We start from the raw sequence: 17131 nt of genomic DNA, 5'->3' as shown, positions 1-17131 counted from the left end.
TCACGAGGGCTCCCCCGCGTCCTCGGAGTACTCCTCGTAGGTCCGGTACTCGACGCCGAGCCGCTTCAACGTGTCCCGCAACCCGTAGCGGTCCAGGCCGAGTTCGCCTTCCAGGAACGCGGCGCGGGACTCCGCCTCCTTCGCCTCGCGGGCCTTCGACGCCTCGGCCGTGGCGCGGGCGCGCCGGCGCGGGACGACCACGACACCGTCGTCGTCGGCGAGGATCACGTCACCGGGGCGGATCACCTGGCCGTCGACGGCCACGGGCACGTTGACCGAGCCGCCGGTGGCCTTCACCGTGCCCTGCGCGCTGACCGCGCGGGACCAGGCCGGGAAGCCCATCTCGCGCAGTTCCTGGGTGTCGCGGACGCCGGCGTCGATGACCAGGCCCCGGACGCCCCGCCGCCGGAGCGCGGTGGCGAACAGTTCGCCGAACATGCCGTCCGTGGACGGCGAGGTGGTGGTGACGACGAGGACGTCACCCTCGCCGCACTGCTCGACGGCCGCGTGGATCATCAGGTTGTCGCCGGGCCAGCTGAGCACGGTGACGGCGGTGCCGGCGACCCGTACCCCCTGCTGGACGGGGCGGATTCCCGGACCCAGCAGGCCGGTCCGGCCCATCGCCTCGCTCACGGTGGCCACCCCGAAGGCGGCCAGCGCCGCCACGTCCCGCGGGTCCGCCTTCGGCGGGCCGGTGACGATCACGCCGCTCATGCCAGCTCCTTCGCGATCTGCGGGTAGGGGCGCATGTACGCCTCGGCCGTCGTCCTGTGCGCGAGGCCCAGGTTGGGGCCCGCGTTGCGCTTGAGCTGGACACCGCGCCGGACGGCGAGGTCGGTGTAGTAGTCCCACAGGTGCTGCTGGGCGCCGAGGCACTCCATGGCCTTGCGCTTGGTCTCCCACACCTCGGTGATGTCGAGGAGGACCTCGGGCCTGAAACCGCTCATCTCGGGCTGGTGCGGTTCGAAGTAGAAGACGGGCGGGGCGCCGATGATCTCGCCGGGGCCCGGGTAGCCGATGGCCTGGGCGAGGACGCGGGCCTCCAGGGCCATCCGGTGGGCGACCGGATGGTCGCCGTTGTACGGGTCCTCGGGGGGATGGGTGAGGACGACGTCCGGCTGGGTCTCGCGGTAGACCTCGACCAGCCTGTCGGTCAGTTCGGCGGTCGCGACCAGCGGATAGTCACCCGCGTCGAAGAAGCGGACCTCGGCGCCGAGGGTGGCGGCGGCGCGTTCGGCCTCGTCCCGGCGGATCGCCTTGATCTCGTCCAGCCGCTTGCCCTCGCGCCATGCCTTGGCGGACTCGCCGCGCTCGCCGAAGGTCAGGCACGCGATGGTGACCTTCTCCCCGCGCGAGGCGGCCAGGGCGATGGCACCGCCCGCCCGCCACACGAAGTCACCGGCGTGCGCGGTGACGACGAGGGTCGATCGGGGTGGGCCGGCGGGCACTGTGGCCTGGGTCATGCAATCTCCCTTGGGGGCGGCGGCTCGCCTCCGGAACGCTTCGGCCGGCGTTCGCGGGACCGCGACCGAGCCGTCGGCCCCTCGGGCCCGTGCACGCTCGCGCTCCCGGCACCGGTGCGCCCCTTCGGCTCACTCGCCTGGTGACAGGTGGGCGCCCGCCCCGCGCAGCCGTGATCAGTCGCGCAGCGCCTCGATCACGCTGGTGAGGTGGGCGCGGACGGCCGTCTCGGCCGCCTGCGGGTCCCTGGCCCTGATCGCTTCGATCATGGTCAGGTGCTCGTTCAGGGATTGCTGCGGACGCCCCGGCCTCAGCGCCAACTGGAAGCGGTGCCGGACCAGTTGGGCGTTCAGCCGCTCCAGCAGCTGCTGCGCGGTCCGCTGGTCGGAGAACTCCCGGACGCGGACGTGGAGTTCGTGGTTCAGCTCGGAGTACGTCACCGGCTCCCCGTCGGCCACGGCCTTGCTCATCGCCGTACCGAGGTCGGCCAGCCGGTCCAGCTGGTCGTCACTGGCCGCGACGGCGGCCTTCGCCGCGCACAGCCCCTCCAGGACCATCCGGCACTCGGTGATGGCGACCGCTTCCTCCACGCTCACCACCCGCACCCGCGAGCCTCGGTTGCGGATCCGTTCCACGAGTCCCTGGGACTCCAGATCGATGAGCGCGGCGCGGATGCTGGCCCGCGTCACACCGAACTGCTCGGCGAGTTCGTTCTCCACCAGCCGCTGCGCCGGTGCCATCTCGCCGTGCAGGATCGCCTGCCGCAACTGCGCGAGCGCATGCTGCTTGGCCTGCTCCCCGGTGCTCGGACGGGCTTCTTTCGGCATCGTTGCTCTCCCTGAGTGAGTGCCTGTCGAACCTAAATCTAGCCAGACAAGATTGTCAACAATTTTGTCCGGCGTTCTGGGATCACGGACGACCGAGGGCCGGGCGGTGATCGCCTCGTGGAAGCGATCACCGCCCGGCCCTCGCACAGCTCGCCGGCGGCGGCTCAGCCGCCCGTGGCGGCGTCGACCTGCTGCGACGACGCCATGGCACCGGCCCAGACCCGGACATCCATCACCCGTGCGGGCAGATGCTCCCCCGAGGAGCCGGACTCCGTCACGGCGCCGACGGTGAAGTCACCCGAGCCCGGAGTGGCCGTGAACGGCTCGGCATCACCGTTGCGCACCGCACCGACGTACAGCTCGATCACTCCGTCCTGGGCATCGTGCACCCCCGTCAGCCGGACCGGGCCGTCCAGCCGGGCGGGTTGGTCGGAGGTGACCGTCACCTGGGTGCCGTCGGCGTTCCGGCGGCCGAAGCGCCAGGCGCCCACGGGGACCGTCACCTCCTCGAAGGTGTCCGGGTCCAGGACGGTGTCCATCCCGGTGACCTGGTACCACAGACCCCAGACGGAACCGTCGGCCGAGCGCCGGCCCAGGATCTGCCCGACGTAACCGACGGGCCTCGTGGAGATCGCCGCGGCGTCCAGCGCGACCTCGGTGCTCACCGTGAAGGAACCGGTGTCGTCCACCAGCGGCCCGTTCGCCGTAGCCGCGCCGTCGACGCCGTCCAGCACGATCGCCCGGCCGTCCAGGGCGGCACCCCCGGACAGAGTCAGCTCGGGAGCGTAACCGGAGGCCGTGTCGCCGAGCGTGGTGCCGCTCCGGCCGGTGGCGGACCAGTCGGCCACCAGTTCCACGGCGTTGTATCCGTCGTTGACGACGACCCGTGCTTCGTCGGCGATCTCGGTTTCGGTCAAAGGCCTCTGCCAGACACCCACTTCGTCCAGTGATCCCCCGAAGTACCCGGCGTATCCGGCGGATACCGTGGACGCCGCCCGGCCGAACTCCAGCGGACCGTCCGCCGCCACCAGGGCCACGGCGCTCTCCTCCGCCTGGAACCGGCCGTTGACGTAGAGCCGGAGCCGGCCGGCCGCCGCGTCGTACATCGCGGCGAGATGGGTCCACACTCCCGGGACCGCCGGCCTGCCCGCCGCCACGGTCACCTGTCCAGGACCGCCTTCCGTGGCGGTGCGCAGCGCCCAGGTACCGCGCGCACCGTCGTACAGCAGGCGGAAGCCGTCGGTGCCACCCTGCGCCAGCACCACCTGGTCCGTGCTGCCGAGGGCGTTCGGGCGCACCCACGCCGACACCGTGTAGGAAGCGCCGGTCTTCACGACAGGGCCGTCCGTGGCCGCGTACCCTTCGGTGCCGTCCAGCAGAAGACCACGGTCGGTGACCGGCTCGGGCAGCGGTACACCCTGGGTGTCGAGGGAGATCCGGCCGCGCCGCCCCCGTTCGTCGCGGGTCGCACCGACGACGGACAGGGCCGCGTCGTGGCGGGCTCCCTGCGAGGTCCCCGAGTCGAGCGCCGCGCCCGCCGCCTCGCCGAAGCGCCAACGTCCTGTCTCTGCATCGCCCTCCGCGACCATGAAGGACACCTGGGTGCCCGGGCCGAGCCGCCCTCTTCCGACGTCGTCGCGGGCGCGAACCTCCAGGAAGAACAGGCCCGAGCGCTGCGGCGTCAGAGTGACCCTGGCGGTGGCCCCGCCCACCGTCCGCCAGGTGTTCTCGGAGGAGAGCCGGTACGCATAGGAGACGACGTTCGCGTCGCCCTCGTTCGGAGCCAGGGCGAACGTCACGTCGACGCCCGGCCCGCCTGCCGCCCGGCAGTCGTTCGCCAGGCACCCACTGTACGGGGCCACGACCGTCACTTTCGGTGCACCCGGCGCCGTGCGGTCGGGCTCGCCGTCGCCGCGTCCCGCCCGAGCCCGTTCGTCCGCGGAATGCGGCGGTTGACCCGCGGTCGCCGCGCCCGCCGTCGTCACCGGCGTCAGCGCGACGGCCGCCAGCACGACGGCGGTGACGCCGACCGCCCGGCGGCGCGTCCGCCACTGCTCGTTCCCCTCGGTTCTCTTCCACCCCAGTGACACGATGCCCCCACCCTCACGATCTTGACATGATCACGCGATTCAATAGGGTCCCTCACGGAGCGTCAAGGAAGTTGCCGGTCCTGTCTCGGCGAAGTGCCGCGAATCCTCGTCCGATACCCCACACGGTGTCCACACTCCCCACCGCTCCCCCTCGTTAGGGTCGCCCCCATGACACCCAGCTTCGCTCTCCACGTCCCCGACGCCGAACTCGAACCCGAACCGCTCGATCCGGGACAGATCGTGTCCGGGACGCCCGAGGTGACCGGGAAGGTGGTGTGGGAGTCGTCGGACGGGCGGCAGGTCCGGGGGATCTGGCAGATCACGCCGGGAGTGGTCACCGACACCGAGGCGGACGAGCTGTTCGTGGTGATCAGCGGGTCGGCGACCGTCGAGGTCCAGGGCGGGCCCACGCTGAGCGTCGGGCCCGGCGACATGGCCGTGCTGCGGGCCGGTGACCGGACGACGTGGACGGTGCACGAGACCCTGCGCAAGGCGTACGCGATCACGTTGTGACGGTTCCCGGCGCCGGCGGCGGCCCCGTGGTCCCCCGCACCTGGAGCGTCGGCGCCGCCAGTTGGAGGCGGCCCTCCCCGCCGGGCCGCTCCAGGCGGTCGAGCAGACAGCGGGCGGCGCGGCGGCCGACCTCGTGGCCGGCGTGGTCGACGGTGGTGAGCCGCAGGTGGCGCAGGCGGGAGACGCTCGTGTTGTCGTAGCCGACGAGGGACAGGTCGCGGGGGACGGAGAGGCCCAGTTCCTCGGCCGCGGAGAGGGCGCCGACGCACGCGATGTCGTTGACGGCGAAGACGGCGGTGGGCCGGTCGGGCCGGCTGAGGAGCCGAACGGTGGCCCGGTAGCCGCCCTCCTCCGTCATGTCGCACGGCTCGACCGGCGCCCGCTCCGCGAGCCCGTGCGCCCGCATCGCCGACGCGAACCCGCCGCGGCGCAGTTCGCCGACGGCGCCGTAGCCCGCGAGGTGTGCGACCGTACGGTGGCCGAGGCCGATCAGATGCTCGGCGACCAGGCGGGCGCCCCGCTCGTCGTCGCCCGCCACGACGTCCACGCCCGCCGGCACCGGCTCGCGGGCGCCCGCGACGACGACCGGCATACGGGCGGCGACCGCGTCGAGGGCCGCCGGGTCGGGCAGCGTGCCGACCACGACCAGCCCGTCGGCCCGCAGGTCGAGGAACGGCCCGGCCAGGTCGTGGCCGACCCGCCGGTTGAGGCGGGCGTCGGCGAGCAGCATGTGCAACCCGCTCGCCGACAGCAGCGAGTTCAGGCCGTCGAGGAGATCGACGTACCAGGGGTTGCGCAGGTCGTGGAGGAGGACGCCGATCGTGCGGGTGCGGTGTTCGCTGAGACTGCGGGCCGCCGCGTTGGTCCGGTAGCCCAGCTCGCGCACGGCCTTGAGGACGGCCTCCCGCTTCTCGGCACGCACCTGGCCGGAGCCGCGCAGGACGAGGGAGACCAGGGACTTCGACACGCCGGCCCGGTCGGCGACGTCACGGATGGTCGGCGCTCTCATGAGTGGACCGTTCCACGAGCCCGCGCCGCCTGTCAAAGGCCTTGACACCCTGGGAATCAGGCGACCAGTGTGACCTGGACAGGATATGGACCGGTCCAAAGAGGGGCTGCCGCCGTGAGTGATCCGCTGGGTGTCGCCGTCGTCGGGTTCGGCTGGATGGGCCGGGTGCACACCCAGGCGTACGCGCGCGTGCCGCACCACTTCCCGCGGCTGGGCCTGCGGCCCGAGCTGATCACGGTCGCCGAGGAGGTGCCGGGCCGGGCCGAACGGGCCGCCGAGCAGTACGGCTTCGCCTCGGCGGTCCGCGACTGGCGGCAGGTCGCCGCCGACCCGCGGGTGGCGGCGGTCAGCGTCACCGCCCCGAACTTCCTGCACCGCGAGATCGGTGTGGCGATGGCCGGGGCCGGCAAGCACCTCTGGATCGAGAAGCCGGTGGGCCTCACCGCCGACGACGCCCGCGCGGTCGCGGACGCGGTCGCCGGGGCCGGTGTCCAGGGCGCGGTCGGCTTCAACTACCGCAACGCGCCCGCCGTGGAGACGGCCCGTGAGCTGATCGCCGCCGGCGACATCGGCGCCGTCACCCACGTCCGCATCCGCCTCTTCAGCGACTACGCCGCCCACCCCGACTCCGCGCTGACCTGGCGCTACGAGCGCGAGCGCGGCGGCAGCGGAGTCCTCGGCGACCTGGCCTCGCACGGCGCCGACCTGGCCCGCTTCCTGCTGGGCGAGATCACCTCGCTGACCGCCGACACCGCCGTCTTCGTCCGGCAGCGGTCCCGCCCCACCGGCACCACCGCCGGCCACACCCTGGCCACGGGCGGCGAGCCGGGCCCGGTCGAGAACGAGGACTACGTCAGCTGCCTGCTCCGCTTCGCCTCCGGCGCCCGCGGCGTGCTGGAGGCCTGCCGGGTCTCGGTCGGCGAGCAGAACTCCTACGGCTTCGAGGTGCACGGCACGCGGGGTGCGGTGTTCTGGGACTTCCGCCGGATGAACGAGCTGGCCGTCAGCCGCGGCACCACCTACCAGGACCAGCCGGTCGCCACCGTCCACGTCGGCCCCGGCGCGGGGGAGTTCGGCGCCTTCCAGCCGGGCGCGGCCAACGCGATGGGCTACGACGACCTGAAGGTGATCGAGGCCTACCGGTTCCTGCGCTCGATCGCCGAGTCCACCCCGTACGGGGCGACCCTCACGGACGCCGTGCGCAGTGCGGCCGTACTCGACGCGATGGCGCGTTCGGCGGAGAGCGGGATCTGGGTGGACGTGCCCACGGCCTGACCGGACGGCCTCGGCCGAGGGCCCTCGGCCGACGGGCCTCAGCCGACGGGCCTCAGCCGGCGGCGGCCGGCGGCAGGTTGTACGGCGTCACCACCTGGATCGCCGACGGCAGTACCGGCCCGGCGGGCGGCAGCGCGCCGTGCGCCCGCATCACGGCGTGGCAGGCCTCCCGCATGTCCTGGCGCAGGTCGTGGTGGAGCACGGCGGACAGCCGGTGCTCGCGCAGCAGACGCGTGTTGTCGTGGTCGAGGTCGTGGGCGACGAACACGGCGCACTCGCGGCCGGCGTCGGCGAAGGCGCGCAGGGTGGCGATGTTGCCGCCGCCGATGGAGTAGACGGCGCGGATCCCCGGGTCGCGTTCGAGGGCGGCGCGGACGAGGTCGTACTGGGTGGCGTCGAGGCCCTGGCCCTCGGTGATCTCGACGAGCGCGCGGTGCGGGTGGCGGGCGCGCATGGCGCCGCGGAAACCCATCTCGCGTTCCTCCTCGTTGCGGAAGAAGCCACTGCTGAGGCTGGTGAGCACGTTGCCGGGCCGTTCTCCCAGCCACTGGCCCATCAGATAGGCGGCGGTGGCGCCGGCGGCCCGGTTGTCGATGCCGACGTAGGCGAGGCGGGCGGAGGCGGGCAGGTCGGTCACGAGGGTGACCACCGGGACGCCGGCCTCGGTGAGCCGCCCGACGGCGGCGGCGACCTCGGGGAGGTCCGGGGCCTTGAGGACCACACCCTGCGAACCGCGCCGGGCGATCCGGTCGAGGGTACGGACCAGTTCGGCGACGGGCCCGGTCTCCCGGAAGTGGAAGCGGGAGCGGACGACCGCCGGGTGCAGCGACGGCAGCTCGGCCTCCAGGGCGGCCCGTACGGCGGTGGAGAACCGCTCGGGCGTCTGCATCACGATGTCGATCATGAAGGTGCGGCCGACCAGCCGTACCTGGGTGCGCTGCCGGTCGAGGTCGGCGATCGCCCGGCGGACCTCCCGCTCGGTGCTCTCGCGCACCCCTCCCCTGGCGTTCAGGACCCGGTCCACGGTGGCCTCGCTGAGGCCCGCCTGACGGGCGATCTCGCGGATCGGGAAGGGGTGCCCCATGTCATCGGCTCCTTGAGGGGTTTTTGATGGCTTGCTGCTGGTTGTTCGAGGGGTTTGTACTGACAAGAATGGCAGCGCCTGGCAACCCCTGTCACCGAGCCGGGCGGTTCCGGTCCGCAGCCCTGTCACCGAGCCGGGCGCCCGCGGCCCGCGGAGCCGTCCCGTCGAGCCGCCGAACCACCCCTGTCACCGAGAGGACGACGATGTCCTTCACCCCCTGGCTGTCCGAGCGGGACTGCGACCTCGACGCCTTCCGATCGCTGGTCGAGCGCGGAACCGACGGAGCCGACTACCCGCTCGCCGCCTCCGTGGAGCGGGACGTCCTCGTGTACGACGGTGACCGACTGCGCCGCGCCGACTTCCCCGAGGTCGGCGCGGAGCTGGTCCGCGCCCTCGCCGACGGGCCCGGCGTCGTGGTGCTGCGGGGAGCCTTCCCGGACCCGGCGGTCGTCGACCGGCTGACGGCCGTGTTCGACGCCCTGATCGCCGAGCAGCGCGCGTCGGGCACGACCGGGGGCGACCACTTCGCGAAGCCCGGCGCCAACGACCGGGTGTGGAACGCGCTGGAGAAGGCGGCCCGGTACGACCCGGAGGCGTTCGCCGACTACTACGCCAACGACCTCCTGGCGCTGGTCTCACGCGCCTGGCTCGGCCCCGGCTACCAGGTGACCTCGCAGGTCAACGTGGTCAATCCGGGAGGCGCCGCACAGACCGCGCACCGCGACTACCACCTGGGGTTCCTCTCCGGGGAGGCCGCGGCCGCCTACCCGGCGCACGTCCACCGCCTCTCCCCCGTGCTCACCCTCCAGGGCGCGGTCGCCCACTGCGACATGCCCGTGGAGTCCGGCCCGACGATGTACCTGCCGCACTCGCAGAAGTACGGGCCCGGCTACCTCGCGTGGCGGCTGCCGCGGTTCCGCGGGTACTTCGAGGAACGGCACGTCCAACTCCCCCTCGCCCGGGGTGACGCCGTCTTCTTCAACCCGGCGCTGTTCCACGCGGCCGGCGCCAACCGCTCCGCCGGCATCCGCCGCACGGCCAACCTGCTCCAGGTGTCCTCCGCGTTCGGCCGGGCCATGGAGACGGTGGACCGGGAGGCGGTGACGAACGCCGTCTACCCGGTGCTGCTGAAGCGCGCCGCGGACGGCGCCCCCACGGCCTGGCTGGAGCGGGTGGTCGCCGCGAGCGCCGAGGGCTACCCCTTCCCCACCAACCTCGACAGCGACCCGCCGGCCGACGGTCTGGCGCCGCCCTCGCAGGCGGACACCGTACGGCGGGCGCTGCGCGAGGCCTGGACCCCCGAAGCCCTGCGGGACGCGCTGCGGGCCGGCGCCCGGCGGCGCGCGAGCTGAAAGGACCTCCCCTCCATGGGATCACTCCCCTCCACCGGCCCTCCGCCCACCACGGGGCTCCTGGACGACAAGGTCGTCCTCGTCAACGGCGGCAGCCAGGGCGTGGGCGCGGCGATCGCGCGGGCCGCCGTCCGCGAGGGCGCGGTGGTGGCCGTCACCGGCCGCCGTCCGGAACCGGGCGAGGCGCTGGTCGCCGAGCTGGCCGCGGTCGGCGGCAAGGCGGTGTTCGTCCGGGCGGACCTCGCGGACGCCGGACAGGCGAAAGCCGCCGTGGCCCGCACGGTCGAGACGTACGGCCGGGTGGACTGCCTGGTGAACTCGGCGGGGCTGACCGCACGGGGCACGCTGCTGGACACCACGCCCGAGCTGTTCGACCAGCACATCGCGATCAACCTGAAGGCGCCGTTCTTCGCCATGCAGGCCGCCGTCGCCGACATGGTGGGCCGGGGAGCGCCCGGTACCGTCGTCAACATCATCACCACCTCGGCGCACGGCGGGCAGCCGTTCCTCGCTCCGTACGTCGCCGCCAAGGCCGGCCTGATCGGCCTGACCCGCAACGCGGCGCACGCCCACCGCTACGACCGGGTCCGCGTCAACGGCCTGAACATCGGCTGGACGGCGACCGAGGGCGAGGACGCGACCCAGCGGGCCTTCCACGGCGCCGGGGACGACTGGCGCGAGCAGGCGGCCGCCCGGCTGCCGATGGGCAGGCTCGGCCGGCCGGACGAGATCGCCGACTTCGTGGTGTTCCTGCTGTCCGACCGGTCCGGCGTGGTCACCGGGTCGGTGATCGACTGGGACCAGAACGTGCTCGGCGGCCTCGACTAGCGCCGTCCCCTTCCCCTCCCCTCTTCCCCCTCCCACTCCCCCCTGTCCCCCCGTCCCCTGTACGGCCTCCCCCTGTACGACCCCCAAGGAGCTGCACGACCATGCGTATCGGCATTCTCGGCCTCGGCCGCATCGGCGCCTTCCACGCCGAGACCCTGTCCGGACTCGACGTCGTCGAGTCGCTCGTCGTCGCCGACCCGTTCGCCGAGGCCGCCAAGTCCGCCGCCGACCGGTTCGGCGCCGAGGTCGCCGACTCGCCCGAGGCCGTGCTGGCGGCCGGGGTGGACGGCGTCGTCGTGGCCGCCGCCACCGACGCCCACCCGGCGCTGATCCTGGCCGCCGTGGACGCGGGCGTGCCCGTGTTCTGCGAGAAGCCCGTCGCGAGGACCATGCGGGAGGGCGTCGAGGTGCTCAGTGCCGTCCGGGGCGCGGGCGTGCCGATCCAGATCGGCTACAACCGCCGCTTCGACGCCGGATTCGTCGCCGCGCGCGCCGCCGTGCGCTCCGGCGAGCTGGGCACGCTGCACACCGTGCGCTCGACCACGCTGGACCCGGCGCCGCCGCCGGCCGCGTACATCGCCGCGTCGGGCGGCATCTTCCGGGACTGCTCGGTGCACGACTTCGACATCATCCGCTGGGTGACCGGCCGCGAGGTGCGCGAGGTGTACGCGGTCGGCGGGAACCGGGGCGCCGACTTCATCAGGGAGGCGGGCGACGCCGACACCACGGGCGCGATCCTCACCCTCGACGACGGCACGATCGCGGTGGTGTCCAACTCCCGTCACAACGCACGCGGTTACGACGTCCGCATGGAGATCCACGGCTTCCAGGACTCCATCGCGGTGGGCTTGGAGGACAAGCTGCCGCTGCGTTCGGTGGAGCCCGGGGTGACCTTCCCGGCCGGGACCCCGCACGACTTCTTCATGGACCGCTTCACCGCCGCCTACCGGGCCGAACTCACCGCGTTCACCGAGGTGGTGGCCGGCACCCGGCCCTCGCCCTGCACGGTCGAGGACGCCCTGGAGGCCGGCTGGATCGCGGAGGCCTGCACGCTGTCGCTGCACGAGCACCGCCCGGTGACGATCGCGGAGGTCCGGGCCTCCTGACCGGGGTACGGCCGGCTGTCCTCACGGCGGGGGCACCCGGCCGGAAGCCCACCCGGTTCGCCGCCGGGTGCCTCCCCGTCACCTCGCGGCGGGCTGGCTCGGCAGGTTGAACACGTGGTCGGGAGAGATGATCTTCGTGATGGCGTCGCCGAAGAGGGTGCTGGGCTCCTCGTTCTTGTAGTTGATGTCGGTGTTCAGCAGGACGACGAGGGTGGCCTGCGCCGACGGCAGGTGGATGGTCAGCGACTCGTAGCCCGGCAGCGAGCCGTTGTGGCCGATCCAGCCCTGCACGTCGAAGATGCCGAGACCGTACCCGGCACCGGGGATCGGCGTCGGCGGTGTGATCAGCCGTTCCTTCTGCGTGGCGGGGCTGATCATCCGTTCGCCGTTGGGGAATTGGCCGGTGGCCACGGTCCGCGCCCAGACCCGCAGGTCGTCCAGGGTGGAGATCATCGCGCCGGCAGCCCAGCCCCAGGAGGGGTTCCAGTCAGCCGTGTCCGCGACCGCGCCGGTCGCGGTCTGGTTCGTGTAGCCCTGGGCGTGCGGCTGCGGGAACTCGTTGCCGCTGGGGAAGCTCGTGTCGTCCAGGCCGGCCGGATCGAGGATGTGCTCCTGGATGTAGTCCGCGAGGCTCTGCCCACTGATCTTCTCGACGACCAGGCCGAGCAGGACCAGATTGGTGTTGCAGTAGGAGAACTCGGCGCCGGGCTGGAACAGCACGGGGTGCTTGAAGGAGTAGTCGAGCAACTGCTGCGGGGTGAAGGGGCGTTGCGGATCGGACGTCAGCGCCTTGAAGAAGGCGTCGTCCTGCGAGTAGTTGAACAGCCCGCTGCGCATGCCGGCCAGCTGCCGCAGGGTGATCTTGTCGCCGTTCGGCACGCCGTCGATGTACTTGTCGATGGTGTCGTCGAGGCCGATCTTCTTCTCGTCGACCAGTTCCAGCACGGCCGTGACGGTGAACGTCTTGGTCTCGCTGCCGATCCGCATGAACAGGTTCGGGGTCATCTTCCGGCCGGTGTCCTTGTCGGCGACCCCGTAGGACTTCACGTGCTCGCCCTTGTCGGGGGTCCAGACGCCGACGGACACGCCGGGGATGTTCGCCTGCTCCATGACGCGCCGTACGGCCTGGTCGATCTGCTGCTTCACCTCGGGTGTCAGGTCGCGGACCTCGTCGCCGGAGGGCGTCGGGGAGGGGGCCGCGGCGGCGGGGACCGCGGCGAGGGGGGCCGCCCCCGCCGTACCGCCCGCGACCGGCACCACCAGGGCCCCCACCGCGGCCGCGACGACGGCTCCTCTGTACAGACGGACACAAGGACGCGTCATGGGCTCACTCCCGCCAGGAGACTTCGCCGCAGGCCACAGCCGCACCAAGGGCACGGGCCGCGCGCGGCCCATCTCCATCAGCATAGGAGCGCGGCCCGGCCCTCGCCCGTCGGCGGCCCGGCCCCCCGGCATCAGGATCGGACCGCGTCCGCGCGGATCGGTCCGGCCGATGTCAGCGACATCCGGGATGTCCTGGGCCCACCAGCGACGCCGACGCCGACACCGACGCCGACGCCGAGGGTGCATGACCTGCGCGCCTCGCATCTCCCGCCCGTGACACATGAGTTGGACTCGGCCTGCCTGGTCGCGCGGTCCGTCGACGGCGTGGTGGGCCGCCTCACCGGTCACGTCACCCGGACCGCACCGGCCGCGTCCGCGTGGTCGCGACCGACGACGGCCGCGGCAGGGCCTCGGCCGCGCCCTGTACGGCGCCCGTCACGCGGGCGGGCGTGCGGGGAGCCGTCCGCCTCCAGGCCGTCGACCCACCGCACCCGGCGACGAGGGCTCCGTCGCTTCCCCCGCGGCCTCGGCTCCGCCGTCCGGCTGGAGGAGGGGTGCGACGGCCCCGGTCAGCCGCGGACGGTGTTCACACGGCCGCTCGGCCGGTGGCGACCCGTACGTGGAGGTGGCCGTCGTGCGGGATGTCCGGTGGCAGGGCGGGCAGTACGGCGTCGAAGTCGTAGCCGGTCTTCTCGGCGACCCGGCACGAGGCGGTGTTGCGGGAGTCGTGCAGCAGCCGGAGCCGGGTCACCGCGGGGAAGGTGGTGAAGGCCCAGTCCGTCAGCGTGCTCAGCGCCCGCGGAGCCACCGCCCGGCCGCGTGCGTGGGCGGCCGTCCAGTAGCCGACCTCCGGCTGCGGACCGCGCGGCGCTTTGAGGACGACGTGCCCGGCCAGCCGCCCCTCGCTTCCGTCGGGGCGGGCCTCCAGGACGGCGAAGGCGAGGCGCTTCCCCGTCCGCCAGCCGTCGTTCTGCGCCCGCACCCAGCGCAGCGCCTCCGCCTCGTCGCGCACGGCCACGGTCACGGACTGCCACCGGCGCAGTTCCGGGTCTTCGTAGGCCTCGGCCACGCCGGCGGCGTCCTCGACGCGCCAGGGGCGCAGCAGCAGCGGGGGCGCGGACGCGGTCGCATCGGCCCGCAGTCGTACGGCTCGGGCGCCGGTGTCGTGCGTGGTGTCCATGTCCGGCAGGCTAGTTGACGCCTCCTCAGGCGTTGTCGGCACCGCCTCCCGTCCCGGGTGCGGTGAGGTCACGCTCCTCGGGGAGCCCTTCCACGTCGACGCCTCGGACCTGCGCCAACTCGTGTTTCAGAGCGGCGAGTTCGGTGCCGCCGGCCATGTGGTGGGTGAGTTCGTCGAGGCTGACCCGGTCCCGGTCGGCGGAGAGTTCCATAGTGCCCAGGCGCAGGACGCTGAAGTGGTCGCCGACCATGTAGGCGTGGTGGGGGTTGTGGGTGATGAAGATGACGCCGAGGCCGCGTTCGCGGGCGGCGGCGATGTACTTGAGGACGACGCCGGACTGCTTGACGCCGAGGGCGGCGGTGGGTTCGTCGAGGATGAGGACGCGGGCGCCGAAGTGGACGGCGCGGGCGATGGCCACGCACTGGCGCTGGCCGCCGGAGAGGGTGCCGATGGGCTGTTCGAGGTCGTCGAGGACGATGCCCATGGCGCGCAGTTCCTCGTCGGCGGCCCGTTTCATCGTCTCGATGTCGAGGCGCCGCACGGGCCAGGGCCCTTTGGTGGTCTCCGAGCCGAGGAAGAAGTTCCGCCAGACCGGCATGAGCGGGACGGTGGCGAGGTCCTGGTAGACGGTGGCGATACCGCGGTCGAGGGCTTCGCGCGGGGTGGAGAAGCGCACCGGTTCGCCGTCGACGAGGAACTCGCCCTCGGTGTGCTGGTGCAGCCCGGAGACGATCTTGATGAGGGTGGACTTGCCGGCGCCGTTGTCGCCCAGCACGCAGGCGACCTTGCCGGGGCGGACGGTGAGGTCCACGCCGTGCAGGGCACGGATGTTGCCGTAGGACTTGCCGGCGCCGCGCAGTTCCACCAGGGGGCGGTCGGCGTCGGCCGGGGGGATGTCCGCGAGGACGGCACCGTGGGTGCCGCTCTGGTCGTTCGTCATGGGGGTCACCTCCGGGTGGCCGTGCGCTGGACCCACAGATTGATCAGGACGGCGCCCAGCAGCATGACGCCGAGGAAGGCCTTGAACCAGTCGGGGTTCCAGCCGGCGTAGACGATGCCCTGCTGGACCATGCCGAACATGAAGGCGCCGAAGACCGGGCCGATCGCGGAGCCGGCGCCACCGGTCAGCAGACAGCCGCCGATCACCGCCGCGGAGATGTAGATCAGCTCCTGGCCCACGCCCTCGCCCGACTGCACGGTGTTGAAGGTGAACAGCTGGTGCATCCCCACGAACCAGGCGCCGAAGCCGACCAGCATGAACAGCGATATCTTCGTGAACGTCACCGGCACGCCCACGGCTCGCGCGGACTCCTTGTTGCCGCCGACCGCGAAGATCCAGTTGCCGTACTTCGTGCGCAGCAGCACCCAGGTGGCCAGCGCCGCGAACACCAGCCAGTACACGATGGTGATCTTCACCTGGACGCCGCCGACCTCGAACGACGAGGCGAAGACCTTCCTGGCCTGACCGAAGCCGTCCATGTCACTGATGTCGTCGGTGGCCACGTTGGTGGTGACCAGCTTGGTCACCGCGAGGTTCACGCCCTGGAGGATCAGGAACGTGCCGAGGGTGATCAGGAAGCTGGGCAGCCCGGTCCTGACCACCATCCAGCCGTTGAAGAAGCCGACGCCGAGCGAGACCAGGAGCGCGACGACCACACCGACCCAGACGTTCATGGTCAGTTGGTAGCTGAGCATGCTCGCGGTGAGCGCCGAGCTGATCACGGCGACGCCCGCCGAGAGGTCGAACTCGCCGCCGATCATCAGCAGCGCCACGGGAAGCGCCATGATCCCGATGGTCGACGACTGGTACAGGATGTTCGCCATCGAGCTGCCCTCGCGCACCGGTGGTGCGGAGATCAGGAAGAACACGTACACCGCGACGGCGCCCAGGAAGACGCCCACCTCGGGGCGGGCCAACAGGCGCAGAACCGGCGGACGTCGAGTGGTCCGGCCGTCACCCTCCTTGCGGCCGGGGGCCGGCGGTGTGCCCACCGCCGGCTCGGCATGCTGGGTCATGCTCATCACCGGGTGCCCTTCGCGGCGTACGCGGCGACCGCGTCGACGTTGGACTTGTCCACGAAGGCCGGGCCGGTCAGCACCGGCTGCTCGCCGCCGCCCATGTAGTTGCCGTTGTTCTTGTAGAGCCAGAGCGAGTCGATCGCCAGGTAGCCCTGGAGGTACGGCTGCTGGTCGACGGCCAGCTCGACGGTGCCCTTGCTGATGGCGCCGGTCAGGTCCTTGTTCAGGTCGAAAGTGGCGATCTTGGCCTTGCTGCCGGCGTCGGAGACGGCCTGGGCGGCGGTCAGCGCGATGGGGGCGCCGAGCGTGACGAGGTGGTCGACGCTCTTGTCCTGACTGAGCTTGGCGGTGATCGTCGACTTCACGGACGGCATGTCGGTGCCGTTCACGTAGAGGTTCTCGATGGATCCGGAGAAGGTCTTCTTCACGCCGTCACAGCGCTGGGTCAGGCCGATGTTGCCCTGCTCCTGGATGACGCAGACGACCTTCTTGGATCCGAGCGAGTTCAGCTTGTTGCCGAGGGCCTCGCCGGCCACCGTCTCGTCCTGACCGAAGAACTCCAGCAGGCCGAGCTTCTTCCATTCGCTCACCCCGGAGTTGAGGCCGACCACGGGTATCTTCGCCGCCGTCGCCTTGGCTATGACGTCCTTGAGGGCGTCGGGCTTGGCGAGGGTCACCGCGATGCCGTCGACCTTCTGGTCGATGGCGTTCTGCACCAGGGTGGCCTGGCCGCCCGCGTTCGGGTCGCGGGAGTACACCAGCTTGATGTTGTCCTTGGCCGCGGCGGCCTCGGCCCCCTTGCGGACGATGTCCCAGAAGGTGTCGCCGGGCGACTGGTGGGTGACCAGGGCGACCGTCATGCGCGGGGTGCTCGCCTTGCCCGCGGAGGCGCCGTCCGCGCTCTCCTCGGCCTTCTTGCCGCCGGCACTGCTGGAGCAGCCCGCGAGGGTCAGGGCGACCGCCGCGGCCATGGCCACGGCCGGGGCGATTCTGCGGGAACGGGAGGGAGAACAGCTGTCCATCTTTCCTGCACCTCACTGTGCGACAGGGGAACGACGGGGAAA

Annotated in this window: 16 protein-coding genes; 5 read left to right on the top strand and 11 right to left on the bottom strand. The window is 72.2% G+C overall.

Annotated features, from left to right (window positions below):
• From ACFYO5_RS14385 to ACFYO5_RS14370, 4 genes are all read right to left on the bottom strand, one after another.
• A complete protein-coding gene (locus tag ACFYO5_RS14385; RefSeq protein WP_388708369.1) occupies positions 1-714 on the bottom strand; it encodes a 4-carboxy-4-hydroxy-2-oxoadipate aldolase/oxaloacetate decarboxylase in 714 nt (237 codons plus the stop codon).
• Positions 711-1463, bottom strand: a complete 753-nt coding sequence (locus ACFYO5_RS14380; RefSeq protein ID WP_388708367.1) for a PIG-L deacetylase family protein — start codon at positions 1461-1463, stop codon at positions 711-713. Before ACFYO5_RS14380 ends, ACFYO5_RS14385 begins: the two co-directional genes overlap by 4 nt.
• Before the next feature lie 174 nt (positions 1464-1637).
• Complete coding sequence (locus ACFYO5_RS14375; RefSeq protein ID WP_356566576.1) at positions 1638-2288, bottom strand: GntR family transcriptional regulator; 651 nt, start codon at positions 2286-2288, stop codon at positions 1638-1640.
• A gap of 164 nt (positions 2289-2452) precedes the next feature.
• Positions 2453-4150 (bottom strand): LamG-like jellyroll fold domain-containing protein, encoded by a 1698-nt coding sequence (locus tag ACFYO5_RS14370; protein WP_388708364.1) that lies wholly within the window; start codon positions 4148-4150, stop codon positions 2453-2455.
• 396 nt (positions 4151-4546) lie between these two features.
• Here ACFYO5_RS14370 and ACFYO5_RS14365 point away from each other — a divergent pair, with 396 nt between their 5' ends.
• Positions 4547-4891 (top strand): cupin domain-containing protein, encoded by a 345-nt coding sequence (locus tag ACFYO5_RS14365; RefSeq protein WP_388708362.1) that lies wholly within the window; start codon positions 4547-4549, stop codon positions 4889-4891.
• Here the strand turns inward: ACFYO5_RS14365 and ACFYO5_RS14360 are convergent.
• Positions 4881-5900 (bottom strand): LacI family DNA-binding transcriptional regulator, encoded by a 1020-nt coding sequence (locus ACFYO5_RS14360; protein ID WP_388708359.1) that lies wholly within the window; start codon positions 5898-5900, stop codon positions 4881-4883. The genes ACFYO5_RS14365 and ACFYO5_RS14360 overlap by 11 nt on opposite strands.
• Before the next feature lie 114 nt (positions 5901-6014).
• Between ACFYO5_RS14360 and ACFYO5_RS14355 the strand changes: the two genes are divergently transcribed.
• On the top strand, positions 6015-7175 hold the full coding sequence (locus ACFYO5_RS14355; protein WP_388708356.1) for a Gfo/Idh/MocA family protein: 1161 nt from the start codon (positions 6015-6017) through the stop codon (positions 7173-7175).
• A 52-nt stretch (positions 7176-7227) separates the two neighbouring features.
• Here ACFYO5_RS14355 and ACFYO5_RS14350 read toward each other — a convergent pair whose 3' ends face one another.
• Entirely contained in the window at positions 7228-8259 is a 1032-nt protein-coding gene (locus ACFYO5_RS14350) for a LacI family DNA-binding transcriptional regulator (protein WP_388708353.1), read from the bottom strand.
• A gap of 203 nt (positions 8260-8462) precedes the next feature.
• On the opposite strand from ACFYO5_RS14350, the gene ACFYO5_RS14345 reads away from it, so the two are divergent.
• The 3 genes from ACFYO5_RS14345 to ACFYO5_RS14335 all read left to right on the top strand — a co-directional run bounded on the left by ACFYO5_RS14345 (position 8463) and on the right by ACFYO5_RS14335 (position 11545).
• Positions 8463-9611 (top strand): phytanoyl-CoA dioxygenase family protein, encoded by a 1149-nt coding sequence (locus ACFYO5_RS14345; protein WP_388708349.1) that lies wholly within the window; start codon positions 8463-8465, stop codon positions 9609-9611.
• Between the two features lie 15 nt (positions 9612-9626).
• Positions 9627-10439 carry an SDR family oxidoreductase gene (locus tag ACFYO5_RS14340; RefSeq protein ID WP_388708346.1) on the top strand — a complete coding sequence of 271 codons (813 nt, stop codon included), beginning with the start codon at positions 9627-9629 and terminating at the stop codon, positions 10437-10439.
• A gap of 101 nt (positions 10440-10540) precedes the next feature.
• Positions 10541-11545 carry a Gfo/Idh/MocA family oxidoreductase gene (locus tag ACFYO5_RS14335; protein ID WP_388708343.1) on the top strand — a complete coding sequence of 335 codons (1005 nt, stop codon included), beginning with the start codon at positions 10541-10543 and terminating at the stop codon, positions 11543-11545.
• 78 nt (positions 11546-11623) lie between these two features.
• Here ACFYO5_RS14335 and ACFYO5_RS14330 read toward each other — a convergent pair whose 3' ends face one another.
• The 5 genes from ACFYO5_RS14330 to ACFYO5_RS14310 all read right to left on the bottom strand — a co-directional run bounded on the left by ACFYO5_RS14330 (position 11624) and on the right by ACFYO5_RS14310 (position 17089).
• The gene (locus ACFYO5_RS14330) at positions 11624-12868 is read right to left on the bottom strand and encodes a serine hydrolase domain-containing protein (protein WP_388708340.1); all 1245 of its coding nucleotides are present in this window, start codon (positions 12866-12868) and stop codon (positions 11624-11626) included.
• A 586-nt stretch (positions 12869-13454) separates the two neighbouring features.
• On the bottom strand, positions 13455-14048 hold the full coding sequence (locus tag ACFYO5_RS14325; RefSeq protein ID WP_388708337.1) for a GNAT family N-acetyltransferase: 594 nt from the start codon (positions 14046-14048) through the stop codon (positions 13455-13457).
• A gap of 25 nt (positions 14049-14073) precedes the next feature.
• Positions 14074-14988: an ATP-binding cassette domain-containing protein gene (locus tag ACFYO5_RS14320; RefSeq protein ID WP_388708335.1), complete on the bottom strand. Its 915-nt coding sequence runs from the start codon at positions 14986-14988 to the stop codon at positions 14074-14076.
• A 5-nt stretch (positions 14989-14993) separates the two neighbouring features.
• Positions 14994-16070: an ABC transporter permease gene (locus tag ACFYO5_RS14315; RefSeq protein ID WP_388708333.1), complete on the bottom strand. Its 1077-nt coding sequence runs from the start codon at positions 16068-16070 to the stop codon at positions 14994-14996.
• On the bottom strand, positions 16070-17089 hold the full coding sequence (locus tag ACFYO5_RS14310; protein WP_356566552.1) for a sugar ABC transporter substrate-binding protein: 1020 nt from the start codon (positions 17087-17089) through the stop codon (positions 16070-16072). Before ACFYO5_RS14310 ends, ACFYO5_RS14315 begins: the two co-directional genes overlap by 1 nt.
• Between the last annotated feature and the right edge of the window lie 42 nt (positions 17090-17131).

Source organism: Streptomyces sp. NPDC006259 (assembly GCF_042870975.1).
Lineage (GTDB): Bacteria > Actinomycetota > Actinomycetes > Streptomycetales > Streptomycetaceae > Streptomyces.
Note: the sequence above shows the minus strand (reverse complement) of the source record. Positions and strands in the feature narration are given on the sequence as shown.

Excerpts from the sequence above, each read along its gene's own strand:
- ACFYO5_RS14385 (WP_388708369.1), bottom strand. The coding sequence starts at position 714 with ATGAGCGGCGTGATCGTCACCGGCCCGCCGAAGGCGGACCCGCGGGAC.
- ACFYO5_RS14325 (WP_388708337.1), bottom strand. The coding sequence starts at position 14,048 with ATGGACACCACGCACGACACCGGCGCCCGAGCCGTACGACTGCGGGCC.
- ACFYO5_RS14360 (WP_388708359.1), bottom strand. The coding sequence starts at position 5,900 with ATGAGAGCGCCGACCATCCGTGACGTCGCCGACCGGGCCGGCGTGTCG.
- ACFYO5_RS14310 (WP_356566552.1), bottom strand. The coding sequence starts at position 17,089 with ATGGACAGCTGTTCTCCCTCCCGTTCCCGCAGAATCGCCCCGGCCGTG.
- ACFYO5_RS14315 (WP_388708333.1), bottom strand. The coding sequence starts at position 16,070 with ATGAGCATGACCCAGCATGCCGAGCCGGCGGTGGGCACACCGCCGGCC.
- ACFYO5_RS14335 (WP_388708343.1), top strand. The coding sequence starts at position 10,541 with ATGCGTATCGGCATTCTCGGCCTCGGCCGCATCGGCGCCTTCCACGCC.
- ACFYO5_RS14320 (WP_388708335.1), bottom strand. The coding sequence starts at position 14,988 with ATGACGAACGACCAGAGCGGCACCCACGGTGCCGTCCTCGCGGACATC.
- ACFYO5_RS14365 (WP_388708362.1), top strand. The coding sequence starts at position 4,547 with ATGACACCCAGCTTCGCTCTCCACGTCCCCGACGCCGAACTCGAACCC.
- ACFYO5_RS14380 (WP_388708367.1), bottom strand. The coding sequence starts at position 1,463 with ATGACCCAGGCCACAGTGCCCGCCGGCCCACCCCGATCGACCCTCGTC.
- ACFYO5_RS14350 (WP_388708353.1), bottom strand. The coding sequence starts at position 8,259 with ATGGGGCACCCCTTCCCGATCCGCGAGATCGCCCGTCAGGCGGGCCTC.
- ACFYO5_RS14330 (WP_388708340.1), bottom strand. The coding sequence starts at position 12,868 with ATGACGCGTCCTTGTGTCCGTCTGTACAGAGGAGCCGTCGTCGCGGCC.
- ACFYO5_RS14340 (WP_388708346.1), top strand. The coding sequence starts at position 9,627 with ATGGGATCACTCCCCTCCACCGGCCCTCCGCCCACCACGGGGCTCCTG.
- ACFYO5_RS14345 (WP_388708349.1), top strand. The coding sequence starts at position 8,463 with ATGTCCTTCACCCCCTGGCTGTCCGAGCGGGACTGCGACCTCGACGCC.
- ACFYO5_RS14375 (WP_356566576.1), bottom strand. The coding sequence starts at position 2,288 with ATGCCGAAAGAAGCCCGTCCGAGCACCGGGGAGCAGGCCAAGCAGCAT.